The sequence below is a fragment of the Bacillus sp. AY2-1 genome, assembly GCF_008368965.1.
In the GTDB taxonomy this organism is placed as follows: Bacteria; Bacillota; Bacilli; order Bacillales; family Bacillaceae_G; genus Bacillus_A; species Bacillus_A thuringiensis_S.
In genome coordinates this window covers 1-751 of sequence record NZ_QPEL01000305.1, presented here as the reverse complement: position 1 = coordinate 751, position 751 = coordinate 1, and the positions used below count along the sequence as shown (strand labels likewise).

Here is a 751-nt window from a genome sequence, read left to right as displayed (position 1 = left end):
GTTCAGGAAATATTCTTCTACTCATAAATTGTTACATTTGCTCTAGGGAAACTCTGTTAATAATAAAAGTCATTCTAGTCGAAGAAAGGCATCCTATTACTGATAAAGGTAAAACTGTTAGTTATCTAATTCTCCCAGTCATTATGTATTTGATGTATGTAACACAGGAACTAATAGCAGAAAATGAACTGAAAGGTACATAAATGAGGACAATCTGGAAATAGATCTTTTAGTTATTTATTGTACTATAGATTTTCTACAAATAAAAAAGGTATGTGCAGAGACTAGATTATTAAAATTACAATGTAGGGGGCTGGGGAGGGAGTTAAAACAGGTTGATAAAAAAATAGAGGTTTAGAAAATATCTATGTGACAATTTAGAGTGTCACATGGATATTAAGTTAAAATATTATAATAAATTTGTCTTCTTTAATTTATAAAGAAATTTTACTTCCATTAGCAAATAATATAGGGCCAATCCATATGGAAAACATGTTCAAACCTTTACCTGAACATGACCATGTTTAAAAAATTGATATAAACATGGAAAAAAACGTCTTGAATGGGGCGTTTTTTAAGTCTATACTTTCAAATTCAAGAAGTCTAAACTTAGTGTGATCAAACTGAAAACATCCTCATAAAACCAAGTTTTAGTTATTGTTTTAATATAAATTATATTTCTTTACAGAAAAACTGCCTGCAAAATCTTAGAGATATGTCTAAGGTTTTGCAGGCAGTTTTTTATATACTC

1 protein-coding gene is annotated in these 751 nt (G+C 28.8%); it reads left to right on the top strand.

Features of this window, described 5'->3' with window-relative positions:
* Positions 1 to 203: hypothetical protein (locus tag DN403_RS31595; protein WP_218948253.1), on the top strand; the 203-nt coding region annotated here is incomplete at its 5' end.
* Positions 204 to 751: the final 548 nt, after the last annotated feature.